Origin of the sequence: Mycobacterium sp. E2733, from assembly GCF_001667585.1 — a bacterium.
Taxonomy (GTDB): Bacteria; Actinomycetota; Actinomycetes; order Mycobacteriales; family Mycobacteriaceae; genus Mycobacterium.
The window spans coordinates 42,198-60,173 of sequence record NZ_LZJZ01000104.1; the positions used below are offsets into that span (position 1 = coordinate 42,198).

Consider the following 17,976-nt stretch of genomic DNA (forward strand, 5'->3'; position numbering starts at 1 on the left):
CGGGTGAGTACTCCGGCGACGGTGGTGGCGGGCGTTGACTTCGGTGACCCCGCGTTCGCCGCGACGGTGCGCGACGGCGTCGGGCGTATCGAGCAGCTCATGGACACCGAGCTGCGCGGCGCCGACGAGGTGATGACCGACTCGCTGACGCACCTATTCAAGGCCGGCGGCAAGCGATTCCGGCCGCTGTTCACGGTGCTGTCCGCCCAGATCGGGCCGGACCCCGACGCACACGAGGTGACCATCGCCGGCGCGGTCATCGAACTGGTGCACCTCGCCACGCTTTACCACGACGACGTGATGGACGAGGCGGAGGTGCGCCGCGGCGCGCCCACCGCGAACGTCCGCTGGGGGAACAACGTCGCGATCCTGGCCGGCGATTACCTGTTTGCCACGGCGTCGCGGCTGGTCTCGCGGCTGGGGCCCGAGGCGGTGCGACTGATCGCCGAGACGTTCGCCCAGCTGGTGACGGGGCAGATGCGCGAGACGCGCGGCCTGACGGGACCGGCCGAAGGGGCCGACCCGATCGAGCACTACCTGAAGGTGGTCTACGAGAAGACCGCCTGCCTGATCGCCGCGGCGGGCCGTTTCGGCGCCATGTTCTCGGGCGCCGAGGCCGAGCAGGTCGAGCGGCTCAGCCGGCTCGGCGGCATCGTGGGCACCGCATTCCAGATCTCCGACGACATCATCGACATCGACAGCGACTCGCGCGAGTCCGGCAAGCAACCCGGAACCGACGTCCGCGAGGGTGTGCACACCCTGCCGATGGTCTACGCGCTGCGCGAACCCGGGCCCGACGCGGCGCGGCTGGGCGAACTGCTGGCCGGGCCCATCGACGACGACGACGCGCTGGTTGAGGCGCTCGCGCTGTTGCGGGCGTCGCCGGGCATGGCGAAGGCCAAGCGCACGTTGGCGGAATACGCGGCCCAGGCGCGCGACGAGCTGGCCCTTTTGCCCGACGTTCCCGGCCGTCGCGCGCTGCAGACGCTGATCGACTACACGATCAGCCGGCACGGATAGCGCGTCGGCGGAACCCGGAAGGTCCTCTCGGGCGTTCAATTGACAGCGGTCAAGCAATGAACGGGCTCTCGTAGGAGGACACCGATGACCTGGCATCCCCATGCCAACAGGGCCAAGACCTTCGTCCTGCTGGTCGGTATGTCCGCGTTGATCGTGTTTGTCGGATCGCTGTTCGGCAGGACGGCCATGTTCTTCGCGGTGCTGTTCGCAGTCGGGATGAACATCTACACGTACTACAACAGCGACAAGCTCGCGCTGCGGGCGATGCATGCGCAACCGGTGTCCGAACTGCAGGCGCCGGTGATGTACCGAATCGTGCGCGAGCTCGCCACCGCCGCGCACCAGCCGATGCCCCGGCTGTACATCAGCGACACCAACGCGCCCAACGCGTTCGCGACCGGCCGCAACCCGCGCAACGCCGCCGTATGCTGCACCACCGGCATTTTGGACATTCTCAACGAGCGCGAGCTGCGCGCAGTGCTGGGCCATGAGCTGTCCCACGTCTACAACCGCGACATCCTCATCTCCTGCGTCGCCGGCGCGATGGCGTCGGTTATCACCGCCCTGGCCAACATGGCCATGTGGGCCGGCATGTTCGGCGGCAACCGGGACGGCGAGAATCCCTTTGCGCTGCTGCTGGTTTCGTTACTGGGTCCGATCGCCGCCACCGTGGTGCGGCTGGCGGTGTCCCGGTCGCGCGAGTACGAGGCGGACGAATCGGGGGCGGTGTTGACGGGCGACCCGCTGGCGTTGGCGTCGGCACTGCGCAAGATCTCGGGCGGTGTTCAGGCCGCCCCGCTGCCGCCGGAGCCACAACTGGCCAGCCAGGCGCACTTGATGATCGCGAACCCGTTCCGCGCTGGCGAGCGCATCGGGTCGCTGTTCTCGACGCACCCGCCGATCGAGGACCGCATCCGGCGGCTGGAGGCGATGGCGCGGGGTTAGATATCGCCCGCGCTATCAAATCCGTGGCGATTCACATGCTTGGGGAGCCGGGGCTTCCCGGAGGATGTGTGGGTCGCCGTTTTTGATAGCGCCCGCGCTATCAAATCCGTGGAGAGTCACATGCCTGGGGCGCCGCGTCCCCCTGGGGATGAGTGACTCCCGATTTTGATAGCGCCCGTGCTATCAAAACCCGCGTGGACCGCTACACCTACCGCGCTCAGTGGTTGCCCGACTACAACGAGTATCTGGGCGTGTGCATCGAATTGCCCTACATGAGGCGCGAAGCGCCGACCGCGCCACAGGCCGTGGCCGCCATCGAAGAGGCGGTGAAGGAGCATGTGGAGGCCCTGCGGGCCACCGGCGAGCGGATCCCCACCCCGCTTTCCGAACTCCGCTACAGCGGGAAATTCCTCGTCAGAACGTCACCGCAGCTGCATGCCCGCCTGGCGCTAGAAGCCACCGAACAGGGCGTGCCGATGAACCAGTGGATAGTCCAGAAACTCAGCGGGCGGACGCCGAGCAGCACCTTTGGCCTGTCCGGCTTCGATTAACCGGAATCAGGCAGCCGCCTCGGGCCTTTCGGGTCCGATGGCCTCACTTGCCTCCTTGCGAACGGAATGCCCGGTCTCGAGCCGGCCCCTGATGTGGACCGTGCCGCCGGTGGCCTCATGCTGGCGCTGCCAGTCGCTGATCGCCTGGTGTGCCGCGTGATCTAGGTAGTGCACCGAAACCTCCACGGTGGCAATGGATCCGCTGGGAATGGAAGCCAGCACCCGCGTCAGCCGGGGGAGCGCAAGAAACGTGCACGCCGCACCCTCGATGAGTATCTGCCACTCGCCGTCGACGGCCTTGGCATCGACCTTCGCCCGGATCACCCGCCAACCGGTCAACGCGATGGCCAGCGCGAGCCCGATCAGAACCCCGTGCAGCAGGTTGAGGAAGACGACGCTGACGGCGGTCACGACGTAAACGGCGAGATCGCCGTGCTTCATCGCGGTTTCGATGTGGGCCGGCTTGAGCAGCTGAACGCCGATGACGATGAGCAGCCCGGCGAGCGCCGCGGTCGGGATCTCTTCGACCAACTCCGCGAAGGGAACGGTGAACAGGAGGATCCACACGCCGTGCATCAAGGCCGAGGCGCGCGATTTGGCGCCCGCGATGACATTGGTCGAGCTGCGGACGATCACGCCGGTGACCGGCAGCCCACCAATGGCCCCCGAAACGATGTTGGCGGCACCCTGTCCCACCAACTCGCGGTTGAAGTCGGTGCGCGGCCCGTTGTGCATGCGGTCGACCGACACCGCTGACAGCAGGCTCTCTACGCTGGCGATCAGCGCGACGGTGATCACCCCGATCGCAACGGCGCCCCAGTTACCGTGCGGGATGTCGGGCAGCTGCAAGGCGTCCAGCGGCGACCCGTCGAGGTCGATCCGGCGCACATGGAACGGAAATACGACCGACACCACCGTCACGGCCACGATGGCGACCAACGGTCCCGGTACCCGGCGCACCTGGGCCGGAACCCACCGCCAGGCGACCAGGATGACGATCACCAGTACGCCCAGGATGACGCCGGGCCGATGCGCGCCGATGATCTGGCCCGGCAGGCCGATGAGGTTGTGCCAGGCCGTGCTCTTGGACTTCCCGCCGAGCAACACGTGCGCCTGCTGCAGGGCGATCGTGATGCCGATGCCGGCCAGCATCGCGTGCACGACCACGGGCGAGATGGCCAGCGCCGCCCGTGCGACGCGGCTGAGGCCCAACAGCACCTGCAGGGCGCCCGCGGCGACGGTGATCAAACAGGTTACGCCCCAGCCGAAGTCGGATACCAGGTCGGCGACCACGACGGTCAAACCCGCGGCGGGACCGCTGACTTGCAGCGGCGACCCGCCGATGGCGCCGACCACGATGCCCCCGACGATCGCGGCGATGAGGCCGGCGAGCACCGGGGCGTTGGAAGCGATCGCGATGCCCAGGGACAAGGGGAGCGCGACGAGGAAAACGACAAGTGACGAAGGAAGGTCGTGCCGGATGATCGATCGGACCCGGTCTTTGCGTGAGTCCTTGGCCTGGTCGAGAGGTTTATTGCCGAGCTGTTCGATGTTTTGCATCGGTCTCGTCCCTCGTTAGGAGTTAGCGGGGGAAGTTCCGATATCCGCCCCGTGTTGCGTTGTATTACGTCGGCGTAACACCTTGGCGCACAGACGGTTACGACCCGCCCGGACCCACAGGATCGCGGCCGGGCACCCCTGGCTGCGTTAGAGACGGTATTTTGCTGGCAAACCCGGGGTCAAGCGGACGAGCCCAGCCCATATAGAACGCAAAGATTTAAATTCCGCATCAGCTGACTGCCGCGTCAGAACCCCGAACCGTACACCTCGTGGCCCGGGACCTCGGCGATCAGACCGCGATAGGCTTCTTCGACGGTCGACCCATGGTTGATCACCGCGTCCACTTCGCGGGCGATCGGCATGTTCAGCCCGAACTCGTTGGCGAACTCCATGATCACGCTGGCGGCCTTGACACCCTCGGCGACCTGGTTCATCGAGGAGATGATCTCGTCGATCGGCTTGCCGGCACCCAGTTGCTCGCCGACGTGGCGGTTGCGGCTGCGCTGGCTGGTGCAGGTCACGATGAGGTCGCCCAGGCCGGCCAACCCGGGGAAGGTCTCGGGATTGCCGCCCATGGCCACACCGAGCTTGGTCATCTCGCGCAGCGCGCGGGCGATCACCAGCGCTCGGGTGTTTTCCCCGATGCCCAGCGAGTAGCCCATGCCGACCGAGATGGCGTAGACGTTCTTCAGCGCCCCGGCCATCTCGACGCCGATCACGTCGTCGGTGGTGTACACGCGGAAACGCCGGGTGCGGAACAGCCCGGACAGCCGGGTCGCCAGATGCTGGTCGGGCATGGCCAGCACCGCAGCGGCGGCGTAGCCCTCACCGACCTCGCGCGCGATGTTCGGCCCCGCCAGGATGCCCGCGGGATGACCCGGCAGTACCTCCTCGATGATCTGCGACATCCGCATGTTGGTGCCCTGCTCGAGCCCCTTGACCAGTGACACCACCGGCACCCACGGACGCAGTTCCTTGGCCAGTTCGGCCAGCACGCCGCGGAAGCCGTGGGAGGGCACGCCCATCACCACGACGTCGGCGGAGTTCGCCGCCTCGGCGAAGTCGGTGGTGGCGCGCAAGGTGTCGCTCAACACCACGTCATTGCCGAGATAGCGACTGTTGCGGTGCTTCTCGTTGATGTCGCCTGCGGTCTCCTCCGAACGCACCCACTGCAGCGTCGGCCCGCGGCGCGCGCAGATGGACGCCACCGTGGTTCCCCAGGAACCACCACCAAGGACAACGACTTTGGGTTCGCGCTTCTCAGCTGCCATGGCGATCAGCGTATTGCCGACACCTCACATTTAGTAGCAGTTCAGGTCGCAGGAGTTGACCCTGGCGCAGCCCCGTGGGTCGCGGCGAAGCGTCCGGTCGGCTTCGACCTGTTCCATGCGGAATCCATAGATGCGCCTGACGAGCCTGTGTATTGAATGTGTCTGCGGAGCACTTTCCCGGCACTAAACACAGTTGAATATTGGAAACGCATAACCAATTCAAAGATGTTCCCACTGCGCGCGGGGAAAGCTGGCCCGATTCATGTCGAACCCACAAATTGTGCGGAAACCGTTGGCGCTCAGCGGGTCCGAAGCGGCTGCGCAGGTGGCTGCAAGGCAGAGCGGCGGCGACGAGATTAAAAATCAGTCTGAGCGTTCTCGAAATCGCGAGTTCACGGCCGCTCAATTGCATTCATCGGTTTGATCCGCCTGATCGGTGTTTATAGCGTTTCGCGGCAATCGTCCGATTCGCCGAAAGGGAATGCCGCGTGTCCTATGTCAGTGTCGATCCCGAAAAACTGTCGGCGGCAGCCGGCGATCTTCAGTCCATCACCGCCGCGTTGAGCGCCGGCAATGCGGCGGCGGCCGGCCCGACTACCGCGGTGGTTCCGGCCGCCGCCGACGAGGTGTCCGCGCTGACCGCGGCGCGCTTCGCCGTCCACGCACAGCGATATCAGGCGCTAAGCGCCAGGGCCGTCGCCATCCACGAGCTGTTGGCGGCCACGTTGGCGTCGGGTGCGGGTTCCTACGCGGCTACTGAGGCTGCGAACGCCGCGGCATCGGCGCTTTAGAACGAGCGGAGACACCGACGTGGACTACGCGTTATTGCCGCCGGAGATCAACTCGGAGCGGATGTACACCGGCCCCGGGGTCGGTTCGTTGTTGGCGGCCGCGGCTGCCTGGAGCGAGCTGGCCGTTCAAGTGCACGCCAGCGCGGCGTCGTACCGGTCGGTGATCTCCGCGGTGACCGGCGGCCCGTGGCTGGGTCCGGCCTCGCTGGCGCTGGCGTCGGCCGCTGCCGCCAACGCGGCGTGGCTGCAAGGGACCGCCGAAAGCGCCGAGCTGACTTTCGAGCGGGCCGCGGCGGCCGCGGCCGCGTACGAGACGGCGTTCGCGCTCACGGTTCCCCCGCCGGTGATCGCGGCCAACCGCGCCGTGCTCGCGTCGCTGATCGCGACGAACGTCTTGGGACAAAACAGCGCCGCCATTGCGGCCCTGGAGGCGGAGTACTTCGAAATGTGGGCTCAAGACGCGTCGGCGATGTACGGCTATGCGGCAGCGTCCGCCACGGCTAGCCAGTTGACCGATTTCGCCGAGCCCGAGGAAGTGACCCACCCGGCCGCTCCGGCCCAGCAGGCCGCCGCTGTCGCGAACGCGGAGGCATCCACCACCCAGCAGAACCCCGCGCCGACCTTCGGCAACCTCAAGCCGATCGACGATTGGATCTCGGCGAACACGCCGTTCGACGACATGGCCGCGATGTACTCGAAATATGTTGTCCCGTATGTGTCTTCCGGCCAAGTGGGCGTTCAGACGGCGCAGTCCTTCGGCCAGATCAGCAACGGCATCACGGCCATGACGACGTTCGGGAAGGGTCTGCTTCCGGCGGCCTCTTCGGCGGCTCAGGCCGCCGGGGGTGGGGCTAACGCGCTCGGCGCCGCCGGGGCCGGCATCGGTAATGCCGGGTCGGTCGCTGCGGGCGTGGGGCGCGCGCTTCCGATGAGCGCCTTGTCGGTTCCGCCCAGTTGGGCTCCGGTAACCGCCGTGACGAATCCTGGGGTGGCAACGCTGCCGAGCGCGGCGGCGGCCCCGGCCGCGGCGGATGGGCTGCACCCCTTCCCGATGACGCCGTTGGGGCCGACGGCCGGGCACGCGGGCTGGCGTCAGACTCCGACATACGGATTCAAGCCATCGGTGATGGCCAAACCGCCGGCGGCCGGATAGCGCTCAGCCCGCCAGGGGTTCCCGGTCGGCTGCCCGGCCGAACACCATCGCCTCCTCGATGCGGTCGAAGCGGTAGTCGATGGCATCGGCGAGGTAATTCTGCCGCACGTTCCAGGGCCGCTTGGTTCCCGATTTCGGCAGCGCGTGAACTGAGCGCAGCACGTAGCCGGCGTTGATGTCCCACGACGGCTTCTCGGCCATCGGCTCGTTGCCACGATGCGGGTAGGCGTGGGTGTAGCCGTGAGAGGTCATGTGCGCCAGCAACTTTGCCGTGGCCCGGGCGGTGATGTCGGCGCGCAGCGTCCATGAAGCGTTGGTGTAGCCGACGCACCAGAACAGGTTGGGCACATCCTCGAGCATGTGGGCCTTGTAGACGAAGCGGTCGTTGGTCTTGATCTCGTTGCCGTCCAGGCTGATCGAGGTGCCGCCCAACGCCTGCAGCTGCAGGCCGGTGGCGGTGATGACGATGTCGGCGTCGAGGTGTCCGCCGGATTTCAGCGCGATACCGGTCGCGTCGAAATGGTCGATGTGATCGGTGACCACGTCGGCGCGCCCGGCGGTGATGGCGTTATACAGGTCCGCGTCGGGGATCAGGCACATCCGCTGGTCCCACGGGTTGTAGCGCGGTTTGAAGTGGGTGTCGACGTCGTAGCCGGCGGGCAGACTGCTGATCGCCTTGCGCCGCAACAGCCATCGCACCAACCCCGGCGCCTTGCGGGACAGAGCGAAGAACACCGCCTCGGTCAGCGCGCTGTACATCCGGACGGCGAGATGAGCCACGTTGCGGGGCAACACTTTCCGCGCGACGGCGGCGACCGTGCCGTACTTCGACGCCGAGATGAGATAGGTCGGCGAGCGTTGCAGCATGGTCACTTTGGCGGCCCGGTCCGACAGCGAGGGAAGCAACGTGACGGCGGTGGCCCCGCTGCCGATCACCACGATCTTCTTGCCGCTGTAGTCCAGGTCTTCCGGCCAGTGCTGAGGATGCACCACGACGCCGCCGAAGGTTTCGATGCCCGGAAAGTCGGGGGTGTACCCCTCGTCGTAGTTGTAGTAACCGCTGCCGAAGAACAGGAATCGGCCGCGGTAAAGCTTCCGCGCGCCCTCCTGTTCGAGGGTGACGGTCCAGGTGTCGGTGGACGAATCCCAGTCGGCCGAGCGGACATAACTGTTGAACCGGATGTGGCGATCGATGCCGTACTTACGCGCGGTGGCGACCAGGTACTCGCGGATGTGTACGCCGTCGGCGACGCCTTCCTTCCGGGTCCACGGCTCGAACGGGAAGGACAGCGTGAAGATGCTGCTGTCCGAGCGCACCCCGGGGTAGCGGAACAGGTCCCACGTGCCGCCGATCTGCGCGCGCCGCTCCAGGATGGTGTAGGTCAGCCGGGGGTTGCGCTCGCTGATCCGGTAAGCCGCGTCTATGCCGGAGATGCCGGCGCCGACGATGATGACGTCGGAGTAGGCGGCCTCGGTCGGTGTCTGGTCGGCGGCTTCCTGGGGAGTCACGGTCATCGTGAACCTCGCTCACTTTGTGGGACTGGTCACTAGAGTAGGCACCCACCGGTTGGCCGGGCCAGTGATCGTCATAACGGCTCCATGAGCACGTCGACGTGGAGCGGCGCGCACCGGTCGATCAGCCAGATCTGGTCGGCGGGGCTGGCGAAGATGCGCGCGTGGGACGGGTCCTGAGCGAAGGCCTCTGCGCACCTGTCGCCGAAGAAGACGTAGGCCTTGGTGTCGTTGCATTGCCGCGACATCCACACCAGCCCGTCCAGGCCGGCGCCGTGCGCGGCTTCGGCCCAGTGCACCGTGGTGTCGTAGCTCGACGCCGGGCTCGCTGTGAGCTCGTTGGCGGCGACCTTGAGGCGTCGCAGCCCGGTGCCGTGCAGCACGCACAGGCGCATGGGCCGCGTCACTTTCAGCCGGACGAGCACTTTGTCCGCGTATTGGTCGTAGGGCAGGAGGCCGCCCTCGACGGGAATGTCGTGCAGCAGCGTCTCGGCAATGGCCGCGTCCTCGGTGTCGGCCGCGTACATGATCGGCACGATCGGGTCGCCGAAGAAACCGAAGCGGGTGCGCGCGCCGATGCCGGGGTTGAAGTCGGTGGCGGTTCGCGTCGCCGACAGCACCCGGTAGAGCGGGTGTCCCGCCGGCAGGGTAGCGGTGGCCGGGTCGAACGGGTCCGGTGGTCGTTTCACCACGAAACGGCCAGGGCCTCCGCTGCGACCGCGACGACGCGGTCCGGATCGGTGGCGAGGCGGTCCACAGGCCGCTGCCCGTCCAGGTAGGTGGTGGGCGAGCACAGCCACTGCACCAGGCCGGCCTCCGACCAGCCGTGGTCCTCCGCGATCTCGCGGAGCCGGGCGATGACCGCCAGCGGTTTCCCGTCCGGGCCGAACTGGAACCCGGGGTAGGCGAGGTAGTTGCCGCGTCGCACGGCGACCAGCGCCTTGTTGCGGTGGGACGTGGTGGCGAGGTTGCGCGGCGCGCTGGACCGCGACCCCATCCGTTTGCCCGCGTCGGTGCTGCTGAGCATCCCGAACTCGGCCTCGATGCGGGCGTAGAGGTTGTGCTCGGCCTGCACCGCCCGCGCGACTGCGGGTTCGGTGTACACGGCGACCGACGACAACGCCACGCCCACGGCGTGGGCGCTCTCGCGTAGCCGCTCGTGCGCGGTGGCCAGCTCGGCGACGGTGGTCATGGGATCACTCCAGAGTTCGGTTAGTGCAGTTCATTCTACTGCACGAACCGAACGCATGCGGCCCGTGGAGCGCGAGCGTAGCCCCGCTGCGAAATAACCAGCGCGATTTCGCAGTGCCATTACGCTCGGCCGGCGGTTACCGATAGTTGACGAACTGCAGCGCGACGTCGAGGTCGGCCTGCTTGAGCATCGAGATGACGGCCTGCAGGTCGTCGCGCTTCTTGCTGCTGACCCGGATCTCGTCGCCCTGGATCTGCGTCTTGACGCCCTTGGGACCGTCGTCGCGGATCAGCTTGGTGATCTTCTTGGCGTGCTCGCTGTCGATGCCCTGCTTGAGGGTGCCGCTGACCTTGTATGTCTTCCCCGACGCCTGCGGTTCGCCAGCGTCGAAGGCCTTCATCGAGATGTCGCGGCGGATCAGCTTTTCCTTGAAGACGTCGACGGCCGCCTTGACGCGTTCCTCGGTGGACGACGTCAGCTCGATAGCCTCGTCGCCCTTCCACGCGATCGTGGTGTCGGTGCCGCGGAAGTCGAAGCGGGTGGCCAGCTCCTTAGCGGCCTGGTTGAGTGCGTTGTCGACCTCTTGGCGCTCGACTTTGCTGACAATGTCGAACGATGAGTCCGCCATTCGATCCGTCCCTTCATCCGGTGATGGCCGTTTGTGCTTTGTCTACCCCCTCGTTGTAACCTGTCTGGCGGCAGGTTGCCCGAGCGGCCAATGGGAGCGGACTGTAAATCCGTCGCGAAAGCTTCACAGGTTCGAATCCTGTACCTGCCACCAAGGTTTGCAGCTCAAAGCGCGTTTTAGATTCCGGCCAGGATGCCCGCGTCCGTGTCGCATCCTATCGCCTGGCGGTTGCTCGGCTTGGCCAGGCCGCCCGAAACTCGTCGACGGATTGGTCGGTGTCGCTCACTGTCCGCCCGTGCCGCCCCAACAGACTGCAGAGGTGAGGCAAGTTCGTGACCTCGCGACTCACGGAGACCGTTTAGTCACCGAGACCAGGTCTACTAGCCCAGGATTATCCGGTCAGGAAGACTAGCCGGAACTTACCGATTTGCACTCGATCGTTATTGGCCAGCGCTGTTGAGTCCACCGGGTGACGGTTGACGTAGGTGCCGTTGAGGCTGCCGACGTCTGCGACGGTCCAGGCGCCGTCTTCGCCGAGGCGAAACTCGGCGTGGCGGCGGCTGACGGTGATGTCGTCGAGCAAAATATCGCTGTCGGGATGGCGTCCCGCCGAGGTGACTGGCTGATCGAGCAAGAATCGAGAACCGGCGTTGGGGCCACGCGTAACAATCAGCAGCGCCGATCCGCTCGGTAACGCTTCGGCGGTTTCCGCGTCGGTGATAGCGGTCGAACCGTTATCCACCTCGCCAAGAAAGTCCGTGCCATGGTCAGCGGTGGTCTCCCCCACTGCTTCAGTGAGATTTCGGTCGTCCTCGTCGCGGTTCACGTGTCGGTTCCACTGCCCGGTGCTCGGCTTTATCGAAATACCCAAGTTCCGGTGCCGTTATGCCGCCAGACCCACCTAACCGAGAGATTTCTCAGTCGGTGGTGTGGACGAGCAGCACATCGGTCTTGGCCCTGCGCAAGACGTTTCCGGGCACCGACCCAAGCCACTTGTCGCTGCGCGTGTTGAGTCCCACGTTGCCAACCACCAACAGATCGGCCTTCGCCTCCTTGGCGAGGTGGAACAGCGCGTGTACCGGATCACCTCGGATCGGCCGCGCCTCGATGTCCCTCGCCCCGGCCGCTCTGGCCCGGTCGCTGGCCTCCCGCAGGACCGCATAGATGGGGGCCATCCCGTGCACCTTGTAGTCGCCCTCGTTCCCGAGCGCGACCTCGGCGCGGCCATCAAGCACACGATCTGGCCGGGCTTGCCTTCCCCAGCCGCCCTTGTCTCCCTTGTCCATAAACGACAAGTAGGCCATCGCGATGATCAACTTCGCGTTGTTCCGGGCGGCGAACGCGGCTGCGTGGTCCACGGCGCGCAACGACGTGTCCGAGCCATCAGTGCCGACCACCAGGGTCTGGTAGGCGCTTATTTCGTTCCGAGTCATGCGGGCTTGCCTGGTTGGTGCTTAGCGGCCTCTTCTCGTGCGTACTGGACCATCCGCTCGCTCAGGCGGACGAGTGGGTCTTCGTGCCCGCCAGGCATGGTGTAGGCCAGCTGGCGCAACTCGGTAGCGAAGCCGTACAGATCCCGGCTTAGAGACGCATCACTCATGAGACGACTTCTCGCACTTGTGAAATATGGATTTGGAACTTGCCCGACGGCGAGTAAGCGCCCACGAGGATCTTCCCGACAGACCGCCACCGGATATGCGCTTACGCGCCCGATATACCCGCTCTCCGGTAGATGGCAAACGCAATCTTCACAATTCCCGATGTGGGTACCTGAGCAAGCGCATTCGCTCCCTTCGACAGATCGGGCAACGTCACGGAGCAGGACGGCACCAAACGGGCTGAGTGGGCATCAGCTGGCGGCGCCGGGCGCCAACGGGGACAGGGCTGTTCGGGAAGAACCAAAACCCGGGCGTCGGATTTTGGACCTAGAAGTCACCCGCAGATTTGGCCTAGCTGTCCGTCAATGGGACTCGCGCCCTCGCAATCGCCCAGTTGGTATCTGCGCATGGGGTTATCGCGCGGGAGGTTGTCGATGCAAGCCTGATGGGCGGCGGCACCGGTGATGCCGGCACAGGGATTGTCGGCTCGTGCCTGTCCTGCTGGCATCCAGAGGAGCCCCAATGCTGCGGCTATTGCCGCCGCCACGCCTATTACTGCCGTCCTCATTGGTCTATCCCTTCCCGACCCCGATGGCCACTGATTATCGGGTAGATCGGGGCGGACGGCGACTCGAGCGACATGCGGTAGGCGCACGAACCCTAACCGCTGTCCACGAACCTTGATGGCTCAAAGTAAGTGCATTGCAGCACAACGTATTTGAGTAAGATTGGATGACACCTGTGCGCGGGCGAACCCGGCATGGTGCGCCTTCATCTCATCCGCCTGACGGAGGTCGCCGCATGATGCTGCCGAAGATCGGCGGTCCGTAGCCTTTCTCGTCGGGCTTGTCCCGCTGGGCTTTACGTGCCCCCGGTGGCATCGGCGGGATGAACATCGGGGTGAGTGGCGCGCCCTCGGCTGTCGTTGCCAGCAATGGGCCCTGCGCGGCGGACAGCTGGATCGGGGAGGTGACCGCCGAAGGCGGGACCACAAGATTGCCAACGTACATGCCCTTGCCCAGAGAAGCGGTGGCGGAACTCTCTACCGCACTGGCCGTAGCGGCGGGCGGGGCAAAGTAATTGGGGGCCCCGCCCACGGCCTCGGGACCGGTGAGGTTGTAGGCAATGGCCAGGTTGCGGGGTGTGGGGGCCAGGACGTCTGGGAACTGACCGGGGAAGTAATCGTGGCCGCTGGTAATCAAGCCGATGAAGGACTGCGGGTTGAAGACGCCGCTGCTGATCAGGTTTTGCCCATAACCGTTGAGGGTCTGAACAAGCGGATTGGCGAAGAATTGCGTCGGGTCGGGTGCTGCGAGCGGGGCGGCCGCCAGTGGGGCGGCTGCAGCCGCCCTGCCCACCGCAGCCGTTTGAACCGTAGTGGCCGTCGGAGTGGTCATCGGCGACGGCGGGTTGAACGTCGGCATCGCCATGGTCTGCAGGCTGCTGGCGTGATAGCCGAGCATGGCCGTCGTGTTACCCGCCCACATCTGAAGGTATTGGGCCTCGTTGACAGCGATGGCGGGGAAGTTGATGCCGAAAACGTTTGTCGCGATCAGATGAGCCAGCTGCGCGCGGTTGGCGGCGACCACACTCGGGTGCACCACGGCCGCCTGGGTGGCGGCGAACGAGCTGGCCATCGTGTCAGCCGCCATCGCCATATGAGCGGCCTGGAGCGAGGTGGTTTGTAGCCAGGCGACATAGGGCAGGGTGGATGCGGTCATCGCCGTCGCTGATGGCCCCTGCCAGGGAATCTCCGCCACGACGGAGGCGTAGCTCGCGGCGGTCTGTCCCAGCTCGATTGCCAGCTGGCGCCAGGCCTCGGCAGCGGTGAGCCACGATCCGGGCCCCGGCCCTGAATGAATCAGCGCCGATGTGATCTCGGGAGGAGCCCAGAAGTCCATCGCCGACCCCCCGTCAAAGCTTGGAGGCGATAATTCTGATACCGCGCATGCGGGCCTGCGCGGCCAGGCGTCCACCAAGGGACCGATTTTCACACCCCACGTGCTGTCCCTTTCGGTGACGTTCCTGTTCGGTACGTGGCCCGATTCGTCAATTGACAGCGTATGCGGCGGCGTGGTCACTCACTTCGGGAATCGTGAGATTCGAGTGGTCACGCTCATTCAGCAGGGCACCGCGACGTCTATCGATTCGTCACCAGCGCCGAAATCCGGAACCTCGCGCGAAGGGAGAGAGGGCGCCCGTGCGTGGTCAGGCCGCCAGGGTCGGAATCGGTCCAAACTCCTACGTGGAAGTGAAAGTTGACGCAAGAGAGTGGCCCGTCGTCGCCGCTCTTCCCGTCACAGGGTCGGCAACTCACCGGGCGCATCCCCGGCGGTGATCCTCTCCGGTGGGCCCCACCCTGCAGGGTTTAGCGCAGACTTTCGAATCCAGGCGTTCCGGCACATTTGGCCCACTTGTCCGTAGTCGGGGCTGGCCTGGCAATTGCCCATTCGGGGGCCCTGCATCGTGCCATCGGTCGGGGATCTGTCGATGCAAGCCTGGTAGGCCGTGGGATCGGTGATGCCGGCACAGGGGTCGTCGGCGTGCGCTTGTGCTGCTGGAATGCAGAGGGGTGCCAGTGCTATGAGTGCCGCCACCGGCGCCCCCATTGCCCTCCTCATCATTTCTTCCTCTCCTGACCCCCCTATGGCCGCCGTGTTGTCGCCACCTATCCAGTGTCGCACCTTCTGATGCGGGCAGTCGAGCATCGTGCATCCTTGCGCGGGCTCGCAGAGTTCGGGCCACCGACGTTCGTTCCGAGCGGCAGCTTCAGCCGCTCAAGCGTTGCGGCGAGGTCACATTCGACTCGTCGACGGTCCTGACGTCGCGGCCGGCGCCCGCGGACACGGTCGCGGCCTCGCCGCGAGCCAGCCCCACCGTTGCGACGATCACCAACACCGCCGCAACCGCCAGCACAATCCAATCAAAGCCGTGGGCGTCCAGCGTCTCGCCGAGCACGGTGATCCCAAGGATCGCGCCCACAATGGGTTTCGCGGCGATGATCGTCGGCAACGACGCCGTCAAAGCGCCTGCCCGGTAAGCCGATTGATGGAAAATCATCCCGGCCGCCCCGCAGAACACCCAGCCGTACAGCTCGGGTCTGGTCCACAACTGTTCGGGGTTGTGTTCGAGGATGTCCACGACGCCCTTCATCAGAACCGCGAACACCGCCAGCAACGAACCGGCGACAGCCCCCAGCAACATCGCGGCCACCGGGCGGTCCGACCAGATCCGGGCGCCCAGTAATCCCAGGAGCAGCGGTGGGCTCATCGCGATGGCGACGATCAGCCACACGTGGGGCGCTGCACGCTGCTGGCCGCCGGTCGGATCACCGACCGCGATGACGACCACCAACGCCGCGGTCAGCAACACCGCCCAAAACCACTCCGCGCGGGTGACCGGGTGGCGGCTCATCCGCGCGTAGATCGGCAGCGCGAACAGCAACGCCGTCACCTGCAGTGACATCACCAAGAGCACCGAACCCTTATCCAGGGCCGCGGCCAGCAAGACGTAGCTGGCGATGTCCCCGAGGCCGCCCATCCACCACCGCGTATCGCGCAACAACATGCCGAAGAGCGCCAGGTGGCCGACCGGTTTGTCGGTAACCTCCTGGGCGGATCGCTGACGGACCACGTTGCCAATCGCCGACGCCAGCGCGGCGCACAGGGCGAGAATCGCCGCCAGATCAGCCCTCGACATGCCACCAATCTAGTCGGGCCCCGGCAAACCGCTCGCCGAGTGCGCTTCAGAGCGGGAACGCGGTGCCCGTGAGCTGTTCGGAAAGGCCCCACAGCGCCGCGGCGGTGCCGGCCCGCTTGGCCGGCCAGTTACGCCAGGTCGGCTGGGTGCGGCCGTACAGACCGAAGCGCGGGCCGACGAAGGTGTCGCCCGGCAGATCCTGCGACACGGCGTACAGCGTCTGGCGGGCGCCGAAGTCGGCGTCGGTGGACACAATGCGGTCGACCGCCAACACCGCCGCGTCGCCCAGCTTTCGTCCGGAGTTGCCTTGCAGGTTCGTGTGCGACCAGCCGGGGTGGGCGGCCAGCGCGCGCAGCGAAGAACCGGCGCTGTCCAGACGCCGCTGCAGTTCGCTGGTGAACAGCAGGTTGGCGAGCTTGGACTGGCTGTAGGCCAGCCACGCCGAATACGGGCGGGACTGCCAGTTCAGATCTTTGAGGCTGACGTAGCCGAAGTGGTGCATCAGCGAGGACACCGTCACCACCCGGTCGGTGACCTTGGGCAGCAGCAGGTTGGTCAGCGCGAAGTGGCCGAGGTGATTGGTGCCGATCTGACCCTCGAAGCCGTCCGCGGTCACCGCGTGTTTGGTGGCCATGATGCCGGCATTGTTGACCAGCACGTCGACCGTGGCCAACTCGTCGGCGAAGTGCCGCACCGAGCCCAGGTCCTGCAGGTCGAGTTGTCGGACCTCGACGTCACCGGTCATCCGCTCGGCGGCCGCCTCGCCCTTCTCCGTGTTGCGCACCGCCAGAACGACATGGGCCCCGACCCGCGCCAATTCGCGGGCGGTGACCTCGCCCAGACCGGCGTTGGCCCCGGTGATCACGACGATGCGTCCGGCGAACGAGGGCAGGTCTGCTGCGGTCCAACCAGGCATGCAGCCACCCTAACCACGTGATCTCACCCATCGGGGCGCCGCAGGTATCGTGCGTGGGATGGCCGGCGGAAACTCTCCTGGACGCCACGGATGTATCTAGGGGTCATCGTCAATCCGCTCGCGCGCAGGAATCGCCGCGGGTGTGGCGACCGCGTCGCCGAGCTGCGCCGCATCGTCGGGCCGTGGGGCGAGGTGCACGAAACCGCCTCGATCGAGGACCTCGGCAAAACCCTGGACCGGCTTCATCCCCGGGTGACGCACCTGGTCGGAGACGGTGGCGACGGTGCGCTGCACTGGCTGATCAACGAGATCGAGCGCTGCGAGAGCGACCCGGAACGCTGGCCGACGTTCGTGCCCAGCAACGGCGGCAGCGTCAACGCCGTCGCCCGCAAGGCACGAGTGCGTGGGCGGCCCGATGCGATCATCCGCGCGCTGGCGGCCGCCGCCCAACGCGACCGGCCCCCTCCCGAGTTGCGCCTCGACACCTTGCGACTCGACGGCGAGACCGCCGACGGCGCCGCGTTCCATCGCCTCTGCTTCGGGCTGGCCGCCGGGGGCGTCGGAAACCGGTTCTACGACATGTATTACGGGAAACCCGATCACGGCCGAGGGGAAGTCGTGCGGGTGATCGGGCACTCGTTCCGCGACTACCTCGCTACCAAAGTCGGCCGCTCGCAGAGCTCCAATTACGCCTCCGTGCTGTTCGCCCCGACGCGCGCCAGGGTCGTCATCGACGGCGAGGAGGTACCGACGCGGACGCACCGCCTGCTGCATGCCGGCGCCATCGACTTGCGGATCGGCGGCCCGTTCCGGCTTTTCCCGAAGGCCGAAAAACCCGGCGCGCTGCATTTCCAGGCCGGCGAGGTAAGACCCTCACGGATCGTCGCGCGGCTTCCCGCATTGCTCACCAACGGCACGGTCCACGGTCGTCGGGTCCGCGACGTCAACGGCCGCGAGATGATCATCGAAGCCGAGGGGGAGCCGCTATCGCCGATCATCGACGGCGAACGCTTCGTCGGTATCACCAGGCTGGTGGCCCGTGCCGGCCCGCTCATCCGCGTCGCCCGGACCGGCTGACTCCGTAACTCAGTAGATCAGCAACGCTGAGCGCTGAGACTCGTGGCGGAAATCACTCGCCGG

General features: G+C 66.2%; 18 protein-coding genes and 1 tRNA gene. 7 read left to right on the forward strand and 12 right to left on the reverse strand.

Annotation, left to right across the window (positions count from 1 at the left end; all coding sequences use genetic code 11):
• The first annotated feature begins 3 nt into the window (after positions 1-3).
• From grcC1 to A5678_RS19270, 3 genes are all read left to right on the forward strand, one after another.
• Positions 4-1,020, forward strand: coding sequence for a nonaprenyl/(2E,6E)-farnesyl/geranylgeranyl diphosphat synthase (grcC1, locus tag A5678_RS19260; RefSeq protein ID WP_068045275.1), 1,017 nt, complete (start codon positions 4-6; stop codon positions 1,018-1,020).
• An 84-nt stretch (positions 1,021-1,104) separates the two neighbouring features.
• Positions 1,105-1,965 (forward strand): zinc metalloprotease HtpX, encoded by an 861-nt coding sequence (gene htpX, locus A5678_RS19265; RefSeq protein ID WP_068045278.1) that lies wholly within the window; start codon positions 1,105-1,107, stop codon positions 1,963-1,965.
• A gap of 194 nt (positions 1,966-2,159) precedes the next feature.
• Positions 2,160-2,516, forward strand: a complete 357-nt coding sequence (locus A5678_RS19270) for a type II toxin-antitoxin system HicB family antitoxin (protein ID WP_068045281.1) — start codon at positions 2,160-2,162, stop codon at positions 2,514-2,516.
• A gap of 6 nt (positions 2,517-2,522) precedes the next feature.
• On the opposite strand, the gene A5678_RS19275 is transcribed toward A5678_RS19270, so the two are convergent.
• Positions 2,523-4,076, reverse strand: coding sequence for a SulP family inorganic anion transporter (locus A5678_RS19275; RefSeq protein ID WP_068045283.1), 1,554 nt, complete (start codon positions 4,074-4,076; stop codon positions 2,523-2,525).
• Between the two features lie 245 nt (positions 4,077-4,321).
• Positions 4,322-5,347, reverse strand: coding sequence for an NAD(P)H-dependent glycerol-3-phosphate dehydrogenase (locus A5678_RS19280; protein ID WP_068045286.1), 1,026 nt, complete (start codon positions 5,345-5,347; stop codon positions 4,322-4,324).
• A 488-nt stretch (positions 5,348-5,835) separates the two neighbouring features.
• On the opposite strand from A5678_RS19280, the gene A5678_RS19285 reads away from it, so the two are divergent.
• Together A5678_RS19285 and A5678_RS19290 are read left to right on the forward strand one after the other, a co-directional pair.
• Positions 5,836-6,138 carry a PE family protein gene (locus A5678_RS19285; protein ID WP_068045288.1) on the forward strand — a complete coding sequence of 101 codons (303 nt, stop codon included), beginning with the start codon at positions 5,836-5,838 and terminating at the stop codon, positions 6,136-6,138.
• A gap of 19 nt (positions 6,139-6,157) precedes the next feature.
• On the forward strand, positions 6,158-7,291 hold the full coding sequence (locus A5678_RS19290) for a PPE family protein (protein WP_068045291.1): 1,134 nt from the start codon (positions 6,158-6,160) through the stop codon (positions 7,289-7,291).
• A gap of 3 nt (positions 7,292-7,294) precedes the next feature.
• Here the strand turns inward: A5678_RS19290 and A5678_RS19295 are convergent, their stop codons facing one another.
• From A5678_RS19295 to A5678_RS19310, 4 genes are all read right to left on the reverse strand, one after another.
• A complete protein-coding gene (locus A5678_RS19295; RefSeq protein ID WP_068045295.1) occupies positions 7,295-8,806 on the reverse strand; it encodes an NAD(P)/FAD-dependent oxidoreductase in 1,512 nt (503 codons plus the stop codon).
• A gap of 71 nt (positions 8,807-8,877) precedes the next feature.
• Positions 8,878-9,492: an RES family NAD+ phosphorylase gene (locus tag A5678_RS19300; protein WP_197502197.1), complete on the reverse strand. Its 615-nt coding sequence runs from the start codon at positions 9,490-9,492 to the stop codon at positions 8,878-8,880.
• Positions 9,489-9,995: an antitoxin Xre/MbcA/ParS toxin-binding domain-containing protein gene (locus A5678_RS27275; protein WP_068045301.1), complete on the reverse strand. Its 507-nt coding sequence runs from the start codon at positions 9,993-9,995 to the stop codon at positions 9,489-9,491. The genes A5678_RS19300 and A5678_RS27275 overlap by 4 nt, the downstream gene beginning before the upstream one ends.
• Positions 9,996-10,131: 136 nt before the next feature.
• Entirely contained in the window at positions 10,132-10,623 is a 492-nt protein-coding gene (locus A5678_RS19310) for a YajQ family cyclic di-GMP-binding protein (protein ID WP_066956577.1), read from the reverse strand.
• Between the two features lie 69 nt (positions 10,624-10,692).
• On the opposite strand from A5678_RS19310, the gene A5678_RS19315 reads away from it, so the two are divergent.
• Positions 10,693-10,776: transfer RNA gene (locus A5678_RS19315), tRNA-Tyr, on the forward strand.
• A gap of 238 nt (positions 10,777-11,014) precedes the next feature.
• Here A5678_RS19315 and A5678_RS19320 read toward each other — a convergent pair.
• The 6 genes from A5678_RS19320 to A5678_RS19340 form a co-directional block, all read right to left on the reverse strand.
• Positions 11,015-11,449, reverse strand: a complete 435-nt coding sequence (locus A5678_RS19320; RefSeq protein WP_068045303.1) for an FHA domain-containing protein — start codon at positions 11,447-11,449, stop codon at positions 11,015-11,017.
• 91 nt (positions 11,450-11,540) lie between these two features.
• Entirely contained in the window at positions 11,541-12,041 is a 501-nt protein-coding gene (locus A5678_RS19325) for a universal stress protein (RefSeq protein WP_068045607.1), read from the reverse strand.
• Positions 12,042-12,052: 11 nt separating this feature from the next.
• Positions 12,053-12,223, reverse strand: a complete 171-nt coding sequence (locus tag A5678_RS27615) for a hypothetical protein (RefSeq protein ID WP_197502198.1) — start codon at positions 12,221-12,223, stop codon at positions 12,053-12,055.
• Positions 12,224-12,997: 774 nt separating this feature from the next.
• A complete protein-coding gene (locus A5678_RS19330) occupies positions 12,998-14,302 on the reverse strand; it encodes a PPE family protein (protein WP_156746996.1) in 1,305 nt (434 codons plus the stop codon).
• A 688-nt stretch (positions 14,303-14,990) separates the two neighbouring features.
• Positions 14,991-15,920, reverse strand: coding sequence for a DMT family transporter (locus A5678_RS19335; RefSeq protein WP_068045308.1), 930 nt, complete (start codon positions 15,918-15,920; stop codon positions 14,991-14,993).
• Between the two features lie 46 nt (positions 15,921-15,966).
• The gene (locus A5678_RS19340; protein ID WP_068045311.1) at positions 15,967-16,836 is read right to left on the reverse strand and encodes an oxidoreductase; all 870 of its coding nucleotides are present in this window, start codon (positions 16,834-16,836) and stop codon (positions 15,967-15,969) included.
• Between the two features lie 90 nt (positions 16,837-16,926).
• On the opposite strand from A5678_RS19340, the gene A5678_RS19345 reads away from it, so the two are divergent.
• Positions 16,927-17,913, forward strand: coding sequence for a diacylglycerol kinase family protein (locus tag A5678_RS19345; protein ID WP_068045314.1), 987 nt, complete (start codon positions 16,927-16,929; stop codon positions 17,911-17,913).
• The last annotated feature ends 63 nt before the right edge of the window (positions 17,914-17,976 follow it).

Coding starts and splice junctions, on each gene's coding strand:
- A5678_RS19345 (WP_068045314.1), top strand. CDS start 16,927: ATGTATCTAGGGGTCATCGTCAATCCGCTCGCGCGCAGGAATCGCCGC.
- A5678_RS19280 (WP_068045286.1), bottom strand. CDS start 5,347: ATGGCAGCTGAGAAGCGCGAACCCAAAGTCGTTGTCCTTGGTGGTGGT.
- A5678_RS19340 (WP_068045311.1), bottom strand. CDS start 16,836: ATGCCTGGTTGGACCGCAGCAGACCTGCCCTCGTTCGCCGGACGCATC.
- A5678_RS19295 (WP_068045295.1), bottom strand. CDS start 8,806: ATGACCGTGACTCCCCAGGAAGCCGCCGACCAGACACCGACCGAGGCC.
- A5678_RS27615 (WP_197502198.1), bottom strand. CDS start 12,223: ATGAGTGATGCGTCTCTAAGCCGGGATCTGTACGGCTTCGCTACCGAG.
- A5678_RS19335 (WP_068045308.1), bottom strand. CDS start 15,920: ATGTCGAGGGCTGATCTGGCGGCGATTCTCGCCCTGTGCGCCGCGCTG.
- A5678_RS19275 (WP_068045283.1), bottom strand. CDS start 4,076: ATGCAAAACATCGAACAGCTCGGCAATAAACCTCTCGACCAGGCCAAG.
- A5678_RS19310 (WP_066956577.1), bottom strand. CDS start 10,623: ATGGCGGACTCATCGTTCGACATTGTCAGCAAAGTCGAGCGCCAAGAG.
- htpX (WP_068045278.1), top strand. CDS start 1,105: ATGACCTGGCATCCCCATGCCAACAGGGCCAAGACCTTCGTCCTGCTG.
- A5678_RS27275 (WP_068045301.1), bottom strand. CDS start 9,995: ATGACCACCGTCGCCGAGCTGGCCACCGCGCACGAGCGGCTACGCGAG.